Source organism: Pseudomonas sp. LBUM1657 (assembly GCF_059716075.1).
In genome coordinates this window covers 1,399,467-1,417,769 of record NZ_CP166799.1, presented here as the reverse complement: position 1 = coordinate 1,417,769, position 18,303 = coordinate 1,399,467, and the positions used below count along the sequence as shown (strand labels likewise).

General features: G+C 57.6%; 15 protein-coding genes. 9 read left to right on the top strand and 6 right to left on the bottom strand.

Features of this window, described 5'->3' with window-relative positions:
* Window positions 1–72 precede the first annotated feature (72 nt).
* Complete coding sequence (gene pcaR, locus ACA055_RS06360) at window positions 73–915, bottom strand: pca regulon transcriptional regulator PcaR (protein ID WP_497682850.1); 843 nt, start codon at window positions 913–915, stop codon at window positions 73–75.
* 681 nt (window positions 916–1,596) lie between these two features.
* Between pcaR and ACA055_RS06355 the strand changes: the two genes are divergently transcribed.
* Both ACA055_RS06355 and ACA055_RS06350 read left to right on the top strand, forming a co-directional pair.
* On the top strand, window positions 1,597–1,797 hold the full coding sequence (locus tag ACA055_RS06355) for a hypothetical protein (RefSeq protein ID WP_007935837.1): 201 nt from the start codon (window positions 1,597–1,599) through the stop codon (window positions 1,795–1,797).
* Between the two features lie 378 nt (window positions 1,798–2,175).
* Window positions 2,176–3,651, top strand: coding sequence for an inorganic phosphate transporter (locus tag ACA055_RS06350; protein ID WP_497682849.1), 1,476 nt, complete (start codon window positions 2,176–2,178; stop codon window positions 3,649–3,651).
* Window positions 3,652–3,920: 269 nt separating this feature from the next.
* Here ACA055_RS06350 and ccoM read toward each other — a convergent pair whose 3' ends face one another.
* Both ccoM and ACA055_RS06340 read right to left on the bottom strand, forming a co-directional pair.
* Window positions 3,921–4,031, bottom strand: a complete 111-nt coding sequence (gene ccoM / locus ACA055_RS06345) for a cytochrome c oxidase subunit CcoM (RefSeq protein ID WP_497682848.1) — start codon at window positions 4,029–4,031, stop codon at window positions 3,921–3,923.
* Window positions 4,032–4,176: 145 nt separating this feature from the next.
* Entirely contained in the window at window positions 4,177–4,338 is a 162-nt protein-coding gene (locus tag ACA055_RS06340) for a hypothetical protein (RefSeq protein WP_167355728.1), read from the bottom strand.
* A 184-nt stretch (window positions 4,339–4,522) separates the two neighbouring features.
* On the opposite strand from ACA055_RS06340, the gene ACA055_RS06335 reads away from it, so the two are divergent.
* On the top strand, window positions 4,523–5,395 hold the full coding sequence (locus ACA055_RS06335) for a LysR substrate-binding domain-containing protein (RefSeq protein ID WP_497682847.1): 873 nt from the start codon (window positions 4,523–4,525) through the stop codon (window positions 5,393–5,395).
* A gap of 88 nt (window positions 5,396–5,483) precedes the next feature.
* Window positions 5,484–5,954 (top strand): RidA family protein, encoded by a 471-nt coding sequence (locus tag ACA055_RS06330; protein ID WP_497682846.1) that lies wholly within the window; start codon window positions 5,484–5,486, stop codon window positions 5,952–5,954.
* 28 nt (window positions 5,955–5,982) lie between these two features.
* Here ACA055_RS06330 and ACA055_RS06325 read toward each other — a convergent pair whose 3' ends face one another.
* Entirely contained in the window at window positions 5,983–6,324 is a 342-nt protein-coding gene (locus tag ACA055_RS06325) for an aspartate-semialdehyde dehydrogenase (protein WP_497682845.1), read from the bottom strand.
* Window positions 6,325–6,542: 218 nt separating this feature from the next.
* Here ACA055_RS06325 and rapA point away from each other — a divergent pair, with 218 nt between their 5' ends.
* The 3 genes from rapA to ACA055_RS06310 all read left to right on the top strand — a co-directional run bounded on the left by rapA (window position 6,543) and on the right by ACA055_RS06310 (window position 11,112).
* On the top strand, window positions 6,543–9,389 hold the full coding sequence (rapA, locus tag ACA055_RS06320) for an RNA polymerase-associated protein RapA (RefSeq protein WP_497682844.1): 2,847 nt from the start codon (window positions 6,543–6,545) through the stop codon (window positions 9,387–9,389).
* Window positions 9,390–9,755: 366 nt separating this feature from the next.
* Window positions 9,756–10,586, top strand: coding sequence for a lipid II-degrading bacteriocin (locus tag ACA055_RS06315; protein WP_497682843.1), 831 nt, complete (start codon window positions 9,756–9,758; stop codon window positions 10,584–10,586).
* A gap of 103 nt (window positions 10,587–10,689) precedes the next feature.
* Window positions 10,690–11,112, top strand: a complete 423-nt coding sequence (locus ACA055_RS06310; protein ID WP_497682842.1) for a hypothetical protein — start codon at window positions 10,690–10,692, stop codon at window positions 11,110–11,112.
* Window positions 11,113–11,130: 18 nt separating this feature from the next.
* On the opposite strand, the gene ACA055_RS06305 is transcribed toward ACA055_RS06310, so the two are convergent.
* Complete coding sequence (locus ACA055_RS06305; RefSeq protein ID WP_497682841.1) at window positions 11,131–12,480, bottom strand: spinster family MFS transporter; 1,350 nt, start codon at window positions 12,478–12,480, stop codon at window positions 11,131–11,133.
* Between the two features lie 275 nt (window positions 12,481–12,755).
* Between ACA055_RS06305 and ACA055_RS06300 the strand changes: the two genes are divergently transcribed.
* Complete coding sequence (locus tag ACA055_RS06300; RefSeq protein WP_497682840.1) at window positions 12,756–15,038, top strand: putative bifunctional diguanylate cyclase/phosphodiesterase; 2,283 nt, start codon at window positions 12,756–12,758, stop codon at window positions 15,036–15,038.
* On the opposite strand, the gene ACA055_RS06295 is transcribed toward ACA055_RS06300, so the two are convergent.
* The gene (locus ACA055_RS06295; protein WP_497682839.1) at window positions 14,929–15,825 is read right to left on the bottom strand and encodes an NAD(P)-dependent oxidoreductase; all 897 of its coding nucleotides are present in this window, start codon (window positions 15,823–15,825) and stop codon (window positions 14,929–14,931) included. The two genes, ACA055_RS06300 and ACA055_RS06295, sit on opposite strands and share 110 nt — an antisense overlap.
* 198 nt (window positions 15,826–16,023) lie before the next feature.
* On the opposite strand from ACA055_RS06295, the gene ACA055_RS06290 reads away from it, so the two are divergent.
* Window positions 16,024–18,219 carry a hypothetical protein gene (locus ACA055_RS06290; protein ID WP_497682838.1) on the top strand — a complete coding sequence of 732 codons (2,196 nt, stop codon included), beginning with the start codon at window positions 16,024–16,026 and terminating at the stop codon, window positions 18,217–18,219.
* Window positions 18,220–18,303: the final 84 nt, after the last annotated feature.

Below are 18,303 nucleotides of genomic sequence, written 5' to 3'. Positions count from 1 at the left end.
ATGAGCCGGGGGAAAGAGCGTCAATTCGATAAACGCGACTCTGTGCGTTTATCGAACAGCTTAGGTAAATGCCTAGGCGAAGAGTTGTGCGCTGAGGTCGCGGCTGGCACTTAGAAGACCAGGCAGGAAACGCTGTTCCAGCTCGTTGCGGCTGACCCGACCGGCATGGGTACTGACGTTCAGCGCCGCCACCACTTGCCCGGAAGCGTCGTACACCGGAACGGCAATCGAGCGCAGGCCCTGCTCCAGTTCCTGATCGACGATGCACCACCCTTGCTGTCGCACCTCTTGCAGGCATTCGAGCAACGCCTCGGGGGTATGCAGGGTGCGACTGGTTTTGGCTTGCAACTCCGCGTGGTCGAGGTATTCGCGCAGCGAAGTGTCGTCCAGTGCAGCGAGAAGAATCCTGCCCATCGAGGTGCAATAGGCTGGCAGACGTCCGCCCACCGACAGGTCGACGGAAATCAGCCGTTGGGTGGTGGCCGAGCGGGCGATGTACAAAATGTCATCGCCTTCCAGGGTGGCCATGTTGCAGGCCTCATGGAGTTGCTCGCTCATGCGGTCCAGGTACGGCTGTGCTGAAACAGCCAACGGCGTCGAGGATAAATAGGCATGGCCCAGGGTCAGCACTTTGGGCAGCAACGAATAGGTGCGGCCGTCAGTCGTGGCATAGCCCAGCTTGATCAGGGTGTGCAGGCAACGTCGCACAGCGGCGCGAGGAATTTCCGTACGGTGGCTGATCTGAGCGATGGTCAGGTGCCGTTTACGCTCCTGGAAGGCTTGCACCACGGCCAGGCCACGGGCCAGGGACGTCATGAAATCCGGATCGCCGGTCATCGCCTGGATCCGCTTGGCGGGCGATGCGACGATCGGCGGCGCCACTGAAGCGAAGGAATTGCGCATTTGATCGTTCATATCAGGTCCTTTTCCACACGGATCAGCGGCTATTACAAGCGGCAGCCGGTTCGCATACAAGCCCGGGCAGCCAAGATCGGGCGATTATCGAACCATCGACCGATAATCGCAATTGACTGCCTCCAATGCCATCCGGCTATTGGAAGGGCTTGGCAGACCGTTACGTCTTTTTTCAGATTGGATGGGACACAGAATGAAATGGCGATGTAGTTGCCAACTTGTGCGACTTAATGACGTCAGAAAGACATCGCTGCAAAGTGGTGTCACCGTGCGCCATAGTTAGCGGTAAAGTTGCGAGTACCAAAACAATCACACATTCAGCTCCACTTTTAACTCTTTGGAGATAGTGTTCTTCGGCTCGCCCGCTATAATGCAATTGAGTGGCGGCCGGTTTTTTTACTTGCCGTTTCCGTCACCCGGTAGCGAGATGTTCAATCGCCGCTGCCCTCAGCAAACGCCTGACGCTCATTTCATATGCTTCGCCAACGCGCGCGCTGAAACAGGAAACTGATGCTACGTCAGCTGTTTTTCTCTGGTGCCGTGGCCGCCTGCAACATGGAAGTATTGATCGCACTGCCGCAAAAGCGAAGCCTTTACGGGTTTTGTCCTTTCGACGCGTGCGGTCAATGATTTGTGCAGCGCGTTTCACCAGAATTTATCTCAACTCAAACAGGTAGCACTGTGACGAAAGACGAACTGCGCGCGGAACTTGAGCGCCAGGAACAACGTTACAAGGAAGTTTACGGCGGGGAAGTCACCACCTACGCCGCTCAGCCCGAACCGGAACGCAAACCCTGGCGTAAACGCGCCACCGTTCAGGATCAGGCATTCACCCAGGAATTGCAGAAGATGGAAAAGGAACTCAAAGCCGAAGAGCCATGATCGCCTCGGCCTGAATCCTTTCCATGGGCCTGCGTCGGCACTCGTTAAAAGCGGGGTGCTCTGATGTTGCCATTCGCGCCCGCTACGAGCGGGCAGCGGCCACCTCACGCACCGTGATGAGGTAAATGGCTTGTTTCCGGCCCTCTTCTCAGAAATTTCACACAAGCGTTCGAGCCTCTCGCCTTCACGAGAGAAACCCTTGTGGCCACGGCTTTTCAAAGAAATTCAATGACTTGTAAAACCCGGTAAAAACCTCGGGCTTTGGGTACGGCTGCCAATTAATTCGTTGAAGAATGTTACCGATGAGCAGCAGGTGCATCGATTTTCAGTCTTTTCTGGCATAATCGCGCCCCCTTACGACCGGGTCAGAAAACCTTCATGATCGATTTATTCAGCGGACTTGATGCTTGGGTGCTTGTGAGCCTCTTGCTCGCCCTGGCCTTTGTCCTCGCCTTCGAGTTCATCAACGGCTTTCATGACACCGCAAACGCGGTGGCCACTGTTATCTACACCAAAGCCATGCCGCCCCATCTGGCGGTGTTCTTTTCCGGTGTGTTCAACTTTCTTGGCGTGCTGCTGGGCGGTGTTGGCGTGGCGTACGCCATCGTCCACCTGTTGCCGGTAGAGCTGCTGATTAATGTGAACACCGGTCACGGACTGGCCATGGTGTTCTCGCTGCTTGCCGCCGCCATCACCTGGAACCTGGGCACCTGGTACTTCGGTATCCCGGCTTCCAGTTCCCACACGCTGATCGGTTCGATCCTCGGCGTAGGCCTGGCCAATGCGTTGATCAACGACATCCCGTTGGGCGATGGCGTGAACTGGCAGAAGGCAATCGATATCGGTGCCTCCCTGGTGTTCTCGCCGATGGCCGGCTTCCTGGTCGCCGCCCTGATACTGATCGGCCTGAAATGGTGGCGTCCACTGTCGAAGATGCACAAGACACCGGAACAGCGCCGCAAGATCGACGACAAGAAGCATCCACCTTTCTGGAACCGCCTGGTGCTGGTGATCTCGGCCATGGCCGTGAGCTTCGTGCACGGTTCCAACGATGGCCAGAAAGGTATCGGCCTGATCATGCTGGTACTGATCGGTATCGTGCCGGCACAGTTCGTACTTGACCTGAGCAGCACCACCTACCAGATCGAACGGACTCGCGATGCGACCCTGCACCTGAGCCAGTTCTACAAGCGCAACGCCGATACGCTGGGCGAGTTCCTGGCCTTGGGCAAAAGCGTGGAAGGTGATCTGCCGGAGAAATTCCGTTGCAACCCGCAACAGACCGAACCGACCATTACCGCCCTGCTCGGCACGCTTAAGGGTGTAGCTGACTACCATTCGCTGCCGTCGGAAAGCCGAATCGAAGTACGTCGCTACCTGCTCTGCCTGGACGACACGGCCAAGAAAGTCGGCAAGTTGCCAGGCCTCGCTGCCCGTGAAAAGGCTGATCTGGACAAACTGCGCAAAGACCTGACCGCCACCACCGAATACGCTCCGTTCTGGGTGATTCTGGCGGTTGCGCTGGCACTGGGCCTGGGCACCATGGTCGGCTGGAAACGCGTGGTACTGACCATCGGCGAGAAGATCGGCAAGCAAGGCATGACTTACTCCCAAGGCATGTCGGCACAGATCACTACCGCGAGCCTGATCGGCATGGCCAACATCTTCAGCCTGCCGGTGTCCACCACCCACGTACTGTCCTCGGGCGTTGCCGGCACCATGGTCGCCAACAAAAGCGGCCTGCAAGGCGGTACCGTCAGAACCATCCTGCTAGCCTGGGTCCTGACCCTGCCAGCGACCGTGGCCCTGTCGGCCGGCCTGTTCTGGCTGGCTTCCAAGGCACTGGCCAGCTGATACACAGCTGCAACGAAAAAGGCGCGCCTCGTTAGAGCCGCGCCTTTTTCATGCCTACGTATTTCCGAACACCACAAATCCGCTGTGGGAGCGGGCTTGCTCGCGAAGGCGGAGTGTCAGTCAATATTGATGCTAGCTGTCACACCGCTTTCGCGAGCAAGCCCGCCCCAACGTGATTCGGTGTACTCCTCAAGAATCGGGCAAAAAAAAAGGCAACCGAAGTTGCCCAAAATGCCTTGCGTGCTCATTGCTTCCAGAAAGACTTACGGCTATTTCCGCTTATGCGAATCCTTCCAGATAAAAAATCCAAACCCTGCGAAAAACAGAACCATGAGGCCGACTGTCAGCACTCCGGCGATCACCACGTTGTCGATGAACATGACGGCTCTCCTGCACTTGCCCTGTTGCGATGGGGCTAAGTTAACCAATCAGGCAGGAGAAAAAATTGACCGGGATCAATGTCGCCCGAGACTGGGCGTAAAGGAGGGAAATAACTGACCTGCATCAAGGGATGCAGGGGGGGTATCAACGCTTTTTCGGTTTGCTTTTCGGCTTTTTCTTCGCTTTCCCCAACGGCATGGCTTGTTCAAATGCCTGGCGCACTTCATTCAGGCGCTTTTCGTTGAGGTCATGAACACGTTTGGCGCGTTCGGTATTGAGGTCGATCAGTTTGTCGTCTTGGCTCATGGCGTTCAGTGCATCGCGTGAATGAAATTGAGGTGCCGCATCGCTCGGCAGGATTGCGTCAATAATGCGGTCTGGCGCCAGCGCTGACCAGTCACCCGCGCAACGACGCCTCAACAAAACATGTGCTCAAGCCGGTTTTTCACCGCACAATCGCGACTTTGCGATGGACCAAAGGACCCGCGCCGTGGAATTGCACCAGGATCTGCCACCCTTGATGGCCCTGCGCGCCTTCGAGGCCGTGGCGCGTCATTTGAGTTTCATCAAGGCCGCCGATGAGCTGTCAGTGACCCAAAGCGCAATCAGTCATCAGGTGCAGAAACTTGAGCAGTTCCTGAACCAGCGGCTGTTTATCCGTCGCACACGGGCCATCGATCTGACGCCAGCCGGCGAAACTTACTACCGCAAGATTCAACCCGCCCTGGAATCCATTGCCCTGGCCACCCGCGAACTGCGCGGCAATGAACAGCAGGAAACCACCCTGCGCATCGGCCTCCTCGCTTCATTCGCCACCCTGTGGCTAGCACCGCGCCTGGCCGGTTTCAATGCGCGCTACCCACACATCCATGTGGAACTGTTGCCTTCGGTGCAACTGGCCGATGTCGGCGGTGGCGAAGTGGACCTGGCGATCCGTTACGGCAAGGGTGGCTGGCCCAAGGTCCAGGCCCGGCGCTTCATGGTGGAAAAACTGACGCCCGTTTGCAGCCCGGCCTTCAAAAACCAAGGCGTCGGCAACGGCCCGCTGCTCATGGCCAAGTCCTATCAACCGTTCGAGTGGGCAGACTGGAGCGCGCACAACGGCATCGAACTTGCCCATTACCCCAGCGTGATGCTCCACGACTACAACATCGTCGTCGAAGCTGCCGTGGCCGGCCAAGGCATCGCCATGGGCCGTCATCACTTGATTGAACGCCGGTTCAAGGAAGGTGCGCTGGTGGAAGCCTTCGATACTCCGCTGTTCATGAGCGACATCGGTTATTGGCTGGTCACTCCCGACCGTCCGCTAAACCACGCAGCAGAATGTTTTAGTCAGTGGCTGAATGAAATCGCCAACGCATGAATTATTTGAATACGTCGGATTAAATCTATCCGTTTGTCGCGCTATTGAGAGCACACCAAGCTGAACCCTTCATTCAGGAGGATTCACCATGACCGACTCACTCGTCCACCGCGTCCAGCAACTGGGTTTGATTCTGCCGACTCCGAGCCAGCCGATCGCCAATTACGTGAACCACGTGGTCAGCCAAAACCAACTGTTCATTTCCGGGCAGATCCCGATGCTGGAGGGTAAACCGGTGTTTATCGGTCGCCTAGGCGAGTCGATCTCCGAGGAAGAAGGCGCCAACGCCGCCGAAATCGCCGCTCTGGGTCTGCTTGCGCAATTGAGCAATGCCCTGGGTGATGACCTGTCGAAACTGGTGCGCATCATCCGCCTCGGCGTGTTTATCGCCAGCACCCCGGACTTCCAGCGCCAGGGCGCGGTCGCCAATGGCGCATCCAATCTGCTGGTCAACGCCCTCGGCGAGAAAGGCCGGCATGTGCGCACGGCTGTCGGCGTGTCGAGCCTGCCGGGTGGCGTGGCGGTGGAGATTGATGCGATTTTCGAACTGAAGGCATGAATCTCGGCGAGCAAGCCAACAGCCAGGACTAAATCTCGATATCGACCCAAAGCCCCTGGCGTGGCTGATCTTCCATCAGCGGCGCCACCGGCACGGTGTTGTCAGCATTGAGCTCGTCACCGGGAATCGCCAGGTGGGCTTCGGGATCTTCATCAGCTTCACGACGACGCTTGTCCCGTTGCTGCTGTCGGCGCTGTTCCTCGCGCAGCTGCAGGGCCGCTTCTTCGGGATCACGCTTTTGCAGGTCGATGGTGCTTTCGTTGGAGCTGTCCTGCACAGGCACCACGGGCGGAATATCCGGGCGCTGGCGGATCGGGTCATGCTGTGAGGTGATCGGTACGGCACTCAAGGGGAGCATCGGGGGCAGCATAATTATTAGTCTCCTGTCAGCAGGCTGTCGGCTGCGCGGATGGCGACTTGAGCCATCGGTCGCAAACTGTGACCCGGTTGGCACTTACAAGTGCCCCGACCAACATCCTGTACATCGTTGGACTAACGTAATTCTGCGAGTTTTTATGAGAGTCCTTTGGCCCTGAAGGCCTCATTCCGTTAAGATAGCCCGCTTTTTCAAGGTGGGAGTCAGGCAGCATGGCGCAGCAGTATCAACCGGGGCAACGCTGGATTAGTGACAGCGAAGCCGAGCTGGGTTTGGGCACCGTTCTGGCACAGGACGGCCGCTTGTTGACCGTGCTCTATCCGGCCACTGGCGACACTCGCCAGTACGCGCTACGGAATGCGCCCCTCACTCGTGTGCGGTTTTCGCCGGGTGACTCGATCACTCACTTCGAAGGCTGGAAACTGACCGTGCGTGAAGTCGACGATGTCGACGGCTTGCTGGTCTACCACGGCCTCAACGCGCAGAACGAAGTGGTCACCCTGCCGGAAACCCAACTGTCGAACTTCATCCAGTTCCGTCTGGCCAGCGACCGTCTGTTCGCCGGGCAGATCGACCCGCTGGCCTGGTTCTCCCTGCGTTATCACACCCTGGAACACACCAGCCGCCAGTTGCAATCCGCGCTCTGGGGCCTGGGCGGCGTGCGTGCGCAACCGATCGCACACCAGTTGCACATCGCCCGTGAAGTCGCCGACCGCATTGCGCCGCGGGTTCTGCTGGCGGACGAAGTGGGTCTGGGCAAGACCATCGAAGCCGGCCTGGTGATCCATCGCCAACTGCTCTCGGGCCGCGCCAACCGTGTGCTGATCCTGGTTCCTGAGAACCTGCAGCACCAATGGCTGGTGGAGATGCGCCGCCGCTTCAACTTGCAAGTCGCGCTGTTCGACGAAGAACGCTTCATCGAAAGCGATGCCGCCAACCCGTTCGAAGACACCCAGCTCGCACTGGTTGCACTGGAGTGGCTGGTGGAAGACGAGAAAGCCCAGGACGCGCTGTTTGCGGCGGGCTGGGACATGATGGTCGTCGACGAAGCGCACCACCTGGTGTGGCACGAAGAAAAGGCCAGCCCCGAGTACTCGCTGGTGGAGCAACTGGCCGAAGTCATTCCCGGCGTATTGCTGCTGACCGCAACCCCGGAACAACTGGGCCAGGACAGCCACTTCGCCCGTCTGCGCCTGCTCGACCCGAACCGTTTTCATGACCTGCACGCCTTCCGCGCCGAGAGCGAAAACTATCGCCCGGTGGCCGAAGCCGTTCAGGAATTGCTGGACAAGGGGCGCCTCTCGCCGGAAGCGCACAAGACTATTCATGGTTTCCTTGGCAACGAAGGCGAAGCGCTGCTGGCCGCGGTCAACGATGGCGACACCGAAGCTGCCGCCCGTCTGGTCCGCGAACTGCTTGACCGCCACGGCACCGGCCGCGTGCTGTTCCGCAACACCCGTGCCGCCGTGCAGGGTTTTCCGGAGCGCAAACTGCACCCATACCCGCTGCCGTGCCCGGACGAATACCTCGAACTGCCGCTGGGCGATCACGCCGAGCTGTACCCGGAAGTCAGCTTCCAGGCCCAGCCGGACGCCAACGAAGAAGAGCGCTGGTGGAAATTCGACCCGCGCGTCGAGTGGCTGATCGATACGCTGAAGATGCTCAAGCGCACCAAAGTCCTGGTGATCTGCGCCCATGCCGAAACCGCCATGGACCTGGAAGACGCCCTGCGCGTGCGTTCCGGCATCCCGGCCACGGTGTTCCACGAAGGCATGAACATCCTCGAACGTGACCGCGCCGCTGCCTACTTCGCCGACGAAGAATTTGGCGCGCAAGTGCTGATCTGTTCGGAAATCGGCAGTGAAGGTCGCAACTTCCAGTTCTCCCACCACCTGGTGCTGTTCGACCTGCCGTCCCACCCGGACCTGCTGGAACAACGGATCGGTCGTCTGGACCGGATCGGCCAGAAGCACATCATCGAACTGCACGTGCCGTACCTGGAAACCAGCCCGCAAGAGCGCCTGTTCCAGTGGTACCACGAAGCGCTGAACGCATTCCTCAACACCTGCCCGACCGGCAACGCCTTGCAGCATCAGTTCGGTTCGCGCCTGCTGCCGCTGCTGGAAAACGCCGACGACGGCGAGTGGCAAGCGCTGATCGACGAAGCCCGCGGCGAGCGTGAGCGTCTGGAAGCCGAGCTGCACACCGGCCGCGACCGTTTGCTGGAGCTCAACTCCGGCGGCGCCGGCGAAGGCGATGCGCTGGTCGAGGACATCCTCGAGCAAGACGATCAGTTCGCGCTGCCGATCTACATGGAAACCCTGTTCGACGCCTTTGGCATCGACAGCGAAGACCATTCGGAAAACGCCCTGATCCTCAAGCCGAGTGAAAAAATGCTCGACGCCAGCTTCCCGCTGGGCGACGACGAAGGCGTGACCATCACTTACGACCGCAACCAGGCGCTGTCTCGCGAAGACATGCAGTTCATCACCTGGGAGCACCCGATGGTTCAGGGCGGCATGGACCTGGTCTTGTCCGGTTCCATGGGCAACACCGCCGTGGCGCTGATCAAGAACAAGGCCCTCAAGCCTGGCACCGTGCTGCTGGAACTGCTTTACGTCAGCGAAGTGGTTGCCCCGCGCTCCCTGCAACTGGGCCGTTACCTGCCACCGGCCGCCCTGCGCTGCCTGCTCGATGCCAATGGCAACGACCTGTCGTCCCGGGTGTCGTTCGAAACCCTGAACGATCAATTGGAAAGTGTGCCGCGTGCCAGCGCCAACAAGTTCATCCAGGCCCAGCGCGATCAACTGACGCCACGGATCAACGCCGGCGAAGAGAAGATCTTCCCGCGTCACGCCGAGCGTGTTGCCGAGGCGCAGCGTCGCCTGGCCGCCGACACCGACGAAGAACTGGCGCGCCTGACCGCATTGCAAGCGGTCAACCCGACCGTACGCGACAGCGAACTGGTTGCCCTGCGCAAACAACGCGAGCAAGGCCTGGCCATGCTCGACAAGGCTGCGCTGCGACTGGAAGCGATTCGGGTGTTGGTGGCGGGTTAAGTCCCCTGCTCCACCCCTGAAACAAAAAAGGCCCGCAGCGATGCGGGCCTTTTTTATTGGATAAGTGATTGATACAAGCATGCATAGGGGTTACCAAGCCAATGCGCAGGATATTTCCGACAGTTGCATAGGAGACTTCGGCAACTTGCACACCACAGTAGCAATTATATTTTATTTCGGCTTTTTCCTACTTTCGAAAAGAGATTTCCGACTCAGCTCTCAGACGCACTCCGTCAATTAATCAATTAGCATGGAAATGCGGAAAACATACCACCTCCAAGGCCAACGATCTCCAAGGAAGAAAATACAGCCCTGTGAGCGAATGAAACTCAGCTCCCCACAGTAACAACTACAAGGAATTTACCTATGAGTAATGGAATTACGCTACCACCTCTTAAAGTTACCACTACAGCACCTGGTTACTCTCCACCATCAGGCGGCGGTGCTTGGCCAGCCCCGAATCCTGCAATGATTTTTATTGCACAGCAACAAGAGCGAAATGAATTCTACGGCCAAGGACTATGGCGAGAGATGATCATAAAGATCACCAATGAGCAACAAGCCTCTATTAGAAACGGGGTCGCCTTGGGCATTGTTCAATCCATAGTGCGAGATATGCAGGCGATCCCTTTCGCTGACAACTATATTTGTTTGAACCCAAACATGTCTCCGGCGCAAGCACTAAACTATACCTCACGCAACTTCAAAGCGGGGTCTGTTCCGGAATCTACTGGCCTGTCTGGCGGCACTTTAACTCCACTTGCTGCATTTGGTCATTTTCTTTATGGGAAAGGTGCTACTGCAGAGACGAACATCAATAGCTTGGGCTTAAACCTGTCCAGCACGCCAATTCCGATGCTGGAGTCGGCGCTTGCTCGTGCTCCCCTAGGTTGGACAACAATTGCTTTGGATAAAGTCCCGTACAACACAGGCTCGAACTCCTGGTTGACCGAAGTTTGGCTTGGCAATATCACTCTAAAAATCGAAGGCACAATCACGAAGCATGAAAACGGAAAATTATCTTTCAATGGCGGGGCACGAGCCTACAACGATATATATGATGCAAATGCGGGCACATGGCGCTCCGTAATAGGCGAGAGTTCCACCAGCGTACTCGCAGCCGTTGAGAAATATTTAAACGCCCAACCCTATCAAATCGCCATCACAGGCACTAACGTGATAACTATAGAACGCTAATTTTCACTTATACTGATCTACGATTTACTGCATTAGACCATTCATATCAATTGGTCGCGCACACACTGGCGACCAACCCATTTCATCAGGACAAATACTACTTATGCGCCCGCACCTACGCCTACTGGCTTCTATTGTACCGTTCATCGCGGCTTGGTTCTGTTTGCTTTATGCAGCGGCCCAGCTTCCAATCAACTCGGAAGACCTTTCTGACACCGAAGGTTTATCTATCGTAGTGATACTGACGGTAGCCTTACAGGCCATAGGTATTGCAGCCATTGCACTTACAATTTTGGGTATGTTTTTGTCAACCATGATGAAAGCCAAGTCGTTTGTTATAAGACTGTCTATTTTCTTTATATCCAACTTTCTTTTATTGCTTGCCTCACTTTTGGGGATACTTCTGATTTGTGCATTTGTGCTCGATACATTACTCAGTATCGCTGGCATCATCCTTTATATAGGTGTGATCGGCTTGGTACTGTCTGCCACCCCAAAGCGGGCAGCAGACAAAAACCAGAAATAATCATTCCTTCAAGGTCACTCACGCCGACGCCGCAGCAACCCCAGGCTCAACCACCGCCACCAGCCCTTCCTTCATTCGTTTGGCATCCCTCACAAAACACCGCGACGCCAGGACCAGGAACACCATGGTGAAAAACAGTGCCACCGGGATCAGGTACATCGCGTCATGCAAGCCAACCGCCTTGAATGCCTCGGTCATCTGCCCGGCACCGGCCGCCAGCATCGCTGCATGAGCAAAGTGATCGGACAGAGCGCCCACCACAACTGGCCCCAGACCACCGCCCAACAAATACAACCCGGCAAAGAACAGCGCCATGGCCGTGGCCCGCAAGCGCGGTTCGACCACGTCCTGAATCGCCGTGTAAACGCAGGTGTAGAAGTTGTAGGCAAACAGCCAACCCAAGCTGAATACCGCCACGAACACGCCGATTTCGATCCGCCCCGAATGCAGCGCCCATGCTGTGCACACGGTCGAAATGATCAGGCTGAACGCCGCAAACAGCAGACGGCCGTTGGCCACTCGCTGGTGAATCTTGTCCGCGACCCAACCGCCCAGTGTCAGGCCGAACAGCCCGGTCACGCCAACAATCACCCCGGTCGCCACCGCTGCGTCCTGCAACGGCATCAGGAAATAACGCTGCAGCATGGGCACCAGGAATGAGTTGCAGGCATACGTCGCGAAGTTGAAGCACAGCCCCGCCATCACCAGCCACAGGAAGGTTGGCACTGCCAACACCCGACGGATCGGCCGGTCCACGCGTTCTTGCGAGACTTGCACACTTTCCGCCGCGCCGCGCTTGGGTTCCTTGATGTAGAACATGAAGACCGCCAGGATCAGCCCCGGCACCGCTGCGATGAAGAACGGCGCACGCCAGCTGTCGAACACCTTGACCATCCAGCCGATGGTGAAGAACGCCAGCAGCAGCCCCAACGGCAGACCCAGCATGAAAATGCCCATGGCCCGCGCCCGACGGTGGGCCGGAAACAGATCGCCAATCAGCGAGTTGGCCGCCGGTGCGTAACTGGCTTCACCGATGCCAATGCCCATGCGCACGATCAGGAAACTCCAGAAACTGCCCACCAAGCCATTGACCGCCGTCAGTCCGCTCCACGCCGCCAGGCCCCAGCCCATCAATTTGCTGCGCGAACCGGTATCGGCCATCCGCCCCAAGGGCAGACCGGCAATCGCGTAGACGATAGTGAAAGCTGTACCGATGATCCCCAGCTGAAAGTCGCTGAGGTGCCATTCCATGCGGATCGGCTCGATGATGATGGCGGGGATGGTGCGGTCGAAGAAGTTGAACAGGTTGGCCAGGAACAGCAGGAACAAAATGCGCCAGGCATTCGCCGCTTGGGTCGAGTTCTGCATGGGTCCGTCTCTTTTATTGTTATGAGGCCTCACTGCCCCCGGAACCTGCAATCTAGTCAGGGCCGCAAGAGCTGTCTGTAATTATTCGTAAAGCTGATACCCCCCCATGGAAGCTGGCGCTGCCGGTGCAACAATTTATTTCTAAAGAAGCCAATGTTCATTCCAAAATGATTGACGTCAATGTGCCACTATTTCTTGCGCTCTGTACATGACCTCTATACTCCAATGCATTCGCCAGGGTTTATGGCGTCGGGATGACAAAGACGGGGCATGCTATGGAGTGGCTTGGTTTGCATTTCATTACCGAGCTTCCAAAAAGCGGGCAGGTAATACTCAATTGTGCACATGACCCTTTCCTGGTGTTGCTGGCGTATGTAGTCGCGTGTGTCGGCGGCTTTGCCACACTGGACATGGCCGAACGGGTCGGTAATGCAGAAAAGTCCGCCTCCCAGCGGCTCTGGCGCCTGGTCGGTGCCGCGTGCCTGGCGGGCGGGATCTGGGCCATGCACTTCATCAGCATGCTTGCGTTCCAGGCGCCGATCGAGATCCATTACGAACTGCCTGTCACGCTCCTTTCGCTGTTGATCGCCCTGCTCGCCTCGTGGCTGGCAATGCACACCCTCAGTCACCCTCGACTGAGTTTCCGGCAGTACCTTCAAGCTTCGATCTGCATTGGCCTGGGCATTGCCTGCATGCATTACACCGGCATGGCCGCCATGCGTTCGAATGCAATCACCTACTACCACCCCGCGCTGTTCACCCTCTCCATTGTTATCGCTATTGGTGCCAGCCTCGCAGCCCTATTGATATCGAGCCATCTGCGCGACGGCGCCGGTCTGGCCCATCAGTTGCTCAAATACATCGCCAGCCTGGTGCTGGGGGCGGGCATCGTCAGCATGCATTTCACCGGCATGGCCGCCCTCAATCTGGTGCTGCCCGACGGCGCACTGCAGACGCTGCCCGGCGACAACAATCACCTGCAACTGGGGCTGGCGGTGGCGGTTATCACGCTGCTGATCATCGGCAGCAGCATCAGCGCGGCACTGGCGGACAAGAAGCTGCAAATCAAGGAGCGCGACCTGCAACGGGTCAACGCCCTGCTCAGTCAACTGGACCAGGCGCGCATGTCACTGCAGCAAGTGGCGCACCACGACGCCTTGACCAACCTGCTCAACCGCCGAGGCTTCAATCAACTCTTTGCCGAAAAGCTCATCGAGAAGACCAACGAAGGCGGCATGTTGGCGGTGCTGTTCCTGGACATCGACCATTTCAAGCGCATCAACGACAGCCTCGGCCATGATGCCGGCGACGAATTGCTCAAAGTCCTCGCCAGCCACATCAAGGGATCGGTGCGCAGTCATGAAGATGTGGTGGCACGCTTCGGCGGCGACGAATTCTGCATCCTCATCGGCCTGCACGATCGTGAAGAAGCGCGGCACATGGCCCAGCGCATCATGTTGAAAATGAAGGAGCCCATCGAGCTGTCCGGGCGGCACATGGTGATGACCACCAGCATTGGCATCAGCCTGTTTCCCGAAGATGGCAAGACGTGCGAGGAGCTGCTGAAAAACGCCGACCTGGCGCTGTATCAGTCCAAGGGCAACGGCCGCAACAGCCTGAATTTTTTCAGTGAGAACCTGAAAACCCGCGCCACGCTGGAGCTGCAACTGGAAGAAGAACTGCGTCATGCCCTGCGCGAAGACACCGGGCTGATGCTCTATTACCAACCGATCTACGAACTGAAAACCGGCAAGGTCAGCAAGCTTGAAGCGCTGATTCGCTGGCAACATCCGGTGCACGGATTGCTGGCACCGGATCGCTTCATCGCCATTGCCGAGGCCAACGGCCTGATCACCGAACTGGACAATTGGGTGCTGCGCAAGGCCTGTGACGACCTGGGTGAGTTATCACACCATGGCTGCGAAGAACTCAAGATCGCCGTGAACTGCTCGCCCCTGAGCATGGCGCGCGCAGAGCTGGTCGATGAAATCGAACACGCGCTGCGAATCTCCGGGGTGGCGCCGCAGCGGCTGGAACTGGAAGTGACCGAGAATGCGGTGATGAACAACATCGCCAATTCGCTGGTGTTGCTGCGCCAGATTCGCGCCCTCGGGGTTTCTCTGTCGATCGATGACTTCGGCACCGGTTACTCATCCCTGGCTTACCTCAAGCGCCTGCCGCTCAACACGTTGAAGATCGACCGCTCGTTCATCCAGGACATTCCCAAGGCCACCCAGGACATGGAGATAGTCCAGGCGATTATCGTCATGGCCCATACCCTGCACTTGCAGGTGGTGACCGAAGGTGTGGAAACCTTCGAGCAATACGAATTTCTCGAACGCAATGGCTGCGACTTCGTCCAGGGCTACCTGCTCAGTCGTCCGGTGCCGCTGACCGAATTGCGTCCGGTGCTGAACGAAATCAATCAGCGCAAGCACTCGCGTTGCATCAGTCCTTTCGGTCTGGCGCTCGGTACAGCTGCACTAACGTCGACGGATCTTTTTCCAGGAAACCCTGGCCCCCATGCAGCCGCATCAGCTGTGCGGCCAATCCACTGATCGGTGTGGCTGAACCCTGTTCACGGGAAAACTTCACGGCCGTGTCCAGATCCTTGAGCAACGTGCGTACGTGCCATTTCACCGGTTCGAAACGACTCTCGGCCATTTGCGGGGCGAGAATCTGCAACGGTTTTGAATCAGCAAAACCACCGGCCAGGGCCTCGGCAATCAGACTGGCGTCGACACCGGAACGCTCGGCCAAGGCCACCACTTCGGCAATCACCAGCGCGTTGCAGGCAACGATCATCTGGTTACACGCCTTGGTCACCTGGCCTGCCCCGACAGCGCCCATATGGGTCACGCGCTGACCAAGACTCAGTAGAACCGGTTTGACACGCTCAAGGTCCGCCGCGTCGCCCCCCACCATAATCGCCAGGCTGCCCGCCTCGGCGCCGACCACTCCGCCGGACACCGGTGCATCCAGCCATTTCATAGCGCTTTTGCTGGCCAGCTCTGTCGCCATTTCCCGCGTGGCGGTGGGTTCCAGGCTGGAAAAATCCACCAGCAATTGACCACTTTTCGCACCCTCGGCAACCCCGGCCGGACCAAAAACCACCTCGCGTACCACCGATGTGTCCGCCAGACACAACATCACTACATCGGCGTGCTGGCACAACTCGACAGGCGTAGCGACTTGCCGGGCGCCGGCCTCAACCAGAGGCGCGCACTTGGCCGGATTGCGGTTCCACACGGTCAGCGGGTAACCCGAAGCCAGCAAGCGCCGGCACATGGGTAACCCCATCAAACCGATTCCGGCAAACCCGAGCGAAGGTAGCGTTGCCATCATTTAGCCTCCTTTTGATTAAAGATCGTCGAATATTGGCCGATTCATCATGACTTAGGAAAGGATTCCCCCGAGCGATGCTCAGGCCAAGGCTCTGACGCTTGGGCCTAATACGCGCTGCAAAAAGACGCGAGTTCCCATTCCGTGATGGTTTGACGACAGCCTGTCGCCCAACCAACCAGTTCAGGTATATGGCGCACAATGACTTCTAAAAACAATCCGGCCACTGCGATATCCGATCTGACGCTGAGCCCCGCGGCGAACAGCCCCGCGCCGTCGAAGTCATCGACGCCGTCGCGCCCGCTGGCGACTCAGCAATACCTGTACTTCACCGAAACCAACACCGACCGCATCCTCGATAACCTCGACGGTCTACGCGACATGGTGTTCCCGCGCCCGCCGCATCTGGAAGGCGACAACGAACAGCACAACGACCAGGAATTCCCGTCGGTGTGCTTGATCGGCCTGGGTCGCTGCGGTTCGAACATCGCGCTGGACGTCGCGGAACTGGTGTACAACGCCCGCAAGTTTTACCTCAACGAATTCAATAACGAAGACCGCCTGTCACCGGACAAGCGCTATGCCGAAAAGGGCTACAGCCCGGCACAGTGGATTCGCAATAACCTGCGCCTGGGGCCGAACAAATCTTCAAAACCCGTGTTCCTGGTGGAACCGCTGGTGATGCTCGGCGACCTGGACAAAGACATCGCCGGGCGTATCCGCTTCTCGCGCAAGGGCGAAAAAAGCGGCTTCCTGCGCGACTACAGCAAAATGAAAATCATGGACCTGTCGGAAGTCCATGCCGGTGGCGCCGGTAACGCGCCGATCCTCGGACAGTACCTGGCCAAGATCATCCTGAACAAGGACACCCAGCGATTCTCCAGCCCCGACTGGAAGATGATTCACTCGTACCTGATCGACAGCTGCGGCATCAAGGCCAACCAGTCGCGCCTGTATTTCTCGATCTTCAGTGCCGGCGGCGGTACCGGTTCGGGCATGGCTTCGGAGTTCGGCCTGGCCCAGCAGCACTCGTACATGAACAAGACGTTCGACACCAAGCCGATGGATGAACACGACGGCAAGAGCGGTCATTCCTTCGTTTTCGAGCCGATTTTCACCAGCGGCATTTGTGTACTGCCGAACATTTCCGATCACCGCAGTGAAATGTCCGAGGCGCTGCACATCAACGCCGGTCGCCTGCTGTGCAAATACCTGTCGGAAGAGTGGGACTTCTCTTACAACTTCGCCAACGAAGACAGCAGCGAAGCCAGCGTCATGGGACGTATCCGCCCATGGAACGCAATGATGCTGATCTCTAACGACATCATGCGTTACGCCGAAGAAAGCGATGACGGCAACATCCAGAACATCGATGTCAACGCGATGGAAAAACACGCCAACCAGTACATCTCGCAGCAGATCTTCAACATTCTTACGGCGCAGGCGGTTACGACTGACTACGACCAGAACTATTTCCGTCGTGCGGGCATCGACATCGGCGAAACCATTCGCCTCGACGCCAACGACTTGTTCATGAGTCTGGCCGGCCCGGTGGCGATTGCCTACGCCGAGTCCGTGGTGCCGGAAACCCCGCCGCCAAGCAACGACAAGTTCAAGGTGTTCGAGAAAGAGCCGCAGCGGCTGAATATCGACGATCTGTTCTTCCGCTCCATCGACCTGCCGCACTTCAACAAGGTCACTCAGGCAATCGAAGGCATCAGCCTGTTGCCGATCGAGTCCAAGCGCTATCGCGCTTCGCTGGAGCAGTACAAGAATTCGGGTTATGACGCGGCAGCCCTGCACGACCTGCACTTCTTCAAGAACTGCTCGTCGGTGGTGTCGATCGTTTCGTTGCCCAAGGACTACAAGCTGTCCTACATGGACCTGAACCGGTTGAAGACACACCTCAACAGCCTGTTCCCCAACACCACGCTCAAGCGTTACGCGCTGGTGATCGGCGCCTCGGCCAACCTGTCGTTGACCACGCTGATCGCCAAGAGCCCGTGCCTGTCGGACGACTTCTTGACGCTGATCGTGGCCTTTATCAAGCGTTGCTTTGCGAAGAACCCGTATCGTTTTGATGACACCCTGGACAACTCGATCCTGGACTTCATCATCAACGAAGAATTCGACGAAGACCTGATCGACGACCTGCTCAACGAGTTCGAGAACCCGGCGAAGATTCTCGATACCAACTGGTATGCGATCAAACCGATGTACGAGAAGAAGTACCGCGAGTTGATCAACGACAAAGACAAGTTCGTCTCGATCAACGACATTCGCCTGTCCCGGGACTGCGTGAAGAAGGCAATCAAGTACCTGCGCGAGATCTACCGTCACCGGATTGGCAAGACCAAGGTTATTTCCTTGAATAACCATACGGGTAAAACCGCTTAATCAGCGGCGCCCCCTTCGCGAGCAAGCCCGCTCCCACTTTTTGATCGCATTTCTTCTGGAAATACTCGATCGAGTGTGGGAGCG